Annotated in this window: 2 protein-coding genes and 2 pseudogenes; 2 read left to right on the top strand and 2 right to left on the bottom strand. The window is 56.3% G+C overall.

Annotated elements, in window-relative coordinates; translation table 11 throughout:
• Positions 1–182: 182 nt before the first annotated feature.
• The gene (locus BSU04_RS06265; protein WP_179258221.1) at positions 183–998 is read right to left on the bottom strand and encodes a LysR family transcriptional regulator; all 816 of its coding nucleotides are present in this window, start codon (positions 996–998) and stop codon (positions 183–185) included.
• 410 nt (positions 999–1,408) lie between these two features.
• Here BSU04_RS06265 and BSU04_RS06270 point away from each other — a divergent pair, with 410 nt between their 5' ends.
• Complete coding sequence (locus tag BSU04_RS06270; RefSeq protein ID WP_089159793.1) at positions 1,409–2,131, top strand: IS6 family transposase; 723 nt, start codon at positions 1,409–1,411, stop codon at positions 2,129–2,131.
• A 20-nt stretch (positions 2,132–2,151) separates the two neighbouring features.
• Here BSU04_RS06270 and BSU04_RS06275 read toward each other — a convergent pair.
• A pseudogene (locus BSU04_RS06275) lies at positions 2,152–2,493 on the bottom strand (Tn3 family transposase); the annotation flags it as partial.
• Between the two features lie 4 nt (positions 2,494–2,497).
• On the opposite strand from BSU04_RS06275, the pseudogene BSU04_RS45235 reads away from it, so the two are divergent.
• Positions 2,498–2,791: pseudogene (locus tag BSU04_RS45235) on the top strand (Mu transposase C-terminal domain-containing protein); the annotation flags it as partial.

Raw genomic sequence — 2,791 nt, forward strand, 5'->3', positions numbered from 1 at the left:
CATGCTGTCGCCACTACCCCGGCGCAGCGACTGGCGGCACCGCTTCGCTCATCCATCCAGTCGTATCAGCCTTCCCCGAAAGGGTCACCGGGTCGGCCTGCGCATCGGCATTTTCGAGGCTTACTCAGCGTTCACTCACGTTACGGCCTGCACACTCGCGCTGTCACCAATTCGTGACACGCTTACCCGAAGGCTTCAGCCATTTCGTTACCTCCATAGCTGCTCCGGTTGCTTCCGGCTGGAGCGGTTGCCGGGCGGGGCTTACACCCGCTGGAAAGCGCCGCCTTTTCACGGCGCACACCCAGTTCAGCCATTTTTAAGGCGGAGATCAAGGTATCGAATTGCAAGCCCTGAGACGAGTCAACATGATCTGCTCCGACCTTCTTCAGCCAGTACCCCCAACCTTCTTCGTAGCCCAGCACGTGGAGAAGTTCATGGTGAGCGAGATCATTCGGTGTACTGAGTGGTAATTTATCGGACGGCAAAAAAGAGGCACACACCGGAAATAGCGAATCCCAGGTCAGTCGCTCAGCCTTGAACCCAGCCCACTTGCCATTTTCATGACGGATTTCCATATCTGCGTCGGCGTCCGTTTCTCCCTCCCAGATGTTACTGGTTATGAGTAGGTTGACATCGGGATGCAGTTCGCGAAAACCTGGCAGACGTGTTGACAACCAATGAATGAAGAACACCAGGCTGACCCGCAAAGTAAGTACCCTGTGGTGTCCTTTTCCGAAGATCTCATCGGTAGCGGCGGCCATCCGATCTACGGCTTCATGGACGACAGGGAAGTAGGCCAGCCCGGTCTCAGTGAGCTCCAAACCTCTTGGTAATCGTCTAAAAAGGGCTGCGCCCAATTGCGATTCGAGTGCCTTGACCTGTTGGCTGATGGCCGCTTGGGTAAGGTTGAGTTCGATCGCCGCATGGGTAAAACTGAGATGCCGCGCAGCAGATTCAAATGCGCGTAACCAGTTCAGCGGGGGGAGTCTTTTCTTCATTCGGGCTTTAGGCGCAGTGAAACGAAAAACCGGGTTAGGCATTTTTCAAGAATCGCCGGTAGACGGGTTATGCATGGGCCGAGCTCGCCGCAACAGGTTGACGTGCCGGACCAGTTTCTAGTCTATCCGATAGAGTTTGATCCGCCCTTTCCCGCCGAAAAAACTAAGGCGCGAGTTATGCCACGCACGGATCGCCGACCGGCATCGCGCACGCGTGCCTGCTGGAAATCCTCTTGGTGGCAGGAATGAAAACACTTCGATTGGCTCGCCACCCTAACGAAAACATACATGGCTTGTATCCACTCATGCGTCTTGACGCGGACGCGGACTGCACGCAATTGAACAGGGTTTTGTCGCGTTAAGGCGGGAGAGGTAGTATTCGAGCCTGACAAATATGCTCTGGCTGGCCGATGAAGAAGACCCAAACACCGCGAAAGACGCTTGCTGCGGGCATCGCCCGAGTGCTAAAGCGCCTTCACTATCCGCTCGATGCGATGTTGCTATGCGTGCGGTGGTACGTCGCCTACTCACTGAGTTTGCGTAATCTCGAAGAAATGATGGCCGAGCGCGGTATCGAGGTTGATCATTCCACGGTGCATCGTTGGGTGATCAAGTTGATGCCGCTGTTCGAGAAGACGTTCCGTAAGCACAAGCAGCCGGTAGGCGAGAGCTGGCGGATGGACGAAACGTATATCAAAGTCAAAGGCCAGTGGAAGTACCTCTACCGGGCGGTGGACAAGGCGGGCCAAACCGTCGATTTCCTGTTCAGAGCTAAGCGCGACAAAGTGGCAGCGCGGCGCTTCTTTAAAAAGTCGATCGCTCAGAACGGTGTACCCGAGACGGTAACCATCGACAAAAGCGGCTCTAATCTGGCTGCGCTGCACGCGGTCAACGCCGTGCGAGAGACGCCCATCACGATTCGTCAAGTCAAGTACCTGAATAACGTGGTCGAGCAGGACCATCGGGCCATCAAACGCATCACCCGACCGATGCTGGGCTTCAAGGACTTCCACTGCGCGCGCGTCATTCTGAGCGGCATCGAAGTCATGCATATGATCAAGAAAGGGCAGATGAAGGGCTCGGGCGAAATCCCACTGTCTGCTGCCCAGCAGTTCTACTCACTCGTTTCATAAGTAATGCATAACATCTCACGCTTGCTTGACTCTCTTGCCTTACTGCGACACAACCGATGCGAAAGGATGGCCGAGTTGTAATAGATGATCGTGTTAGCGATCAGTCTGGCGCACTGGTTGCTGATCTCAATTTCGATGTCGGTGCGACCGGTCAATTCCTTCTTTCCACCGACCTGCGCAATAGTCGAGCGTAGCTGGTGGTAGGACTCGATACGGTTCTGTGAGCGATGCACGTTCCGTTCCAGTTGCGGATCGCGCAGGTAGCGCAACGTGTAGATGCTTCGGATGAGCTTGTCGAACTCGAAGATCGCGCGCCGGGTCGGATTCGGCGCGGTGTGGGCGCACAGCTTTCGGATAAGCGTGATCATGCCTAAGGCCAACGAACACGAAGCCCGGGAAGCTGTCATCGCCCGCATACTTCGCCCGCTTGGAACCCAACCTCTTTCGAAGGCCCAGGCACTGCAGGCAGCAGGACTGCTCAACGTGCACTGGACGACGGTCTATCGGTTGCGGAAGCGATTTCTGGCAGACCCCGTTATCAGTGCGGTCAGACCGCGTGAGCGTGGCCCCAAAGCCGGCAGCCGGCGCCTGGGTGCCCGGACAGAATTGATCGTCGACGACGTGCTCACTACGTGGCTTCCCAGGCAGCGTCTGCTGGCT

The organism is Caballeronia sordidicola, from assembly GCF_002220365.1.
GTDB classification, from domain to species: Bacteria; Pseudomonadota; Gammaproteobacteria; order Burkholderiales; family Burkholderiaceae; genus Caballeronia; species Caballeronia sordidicola_C.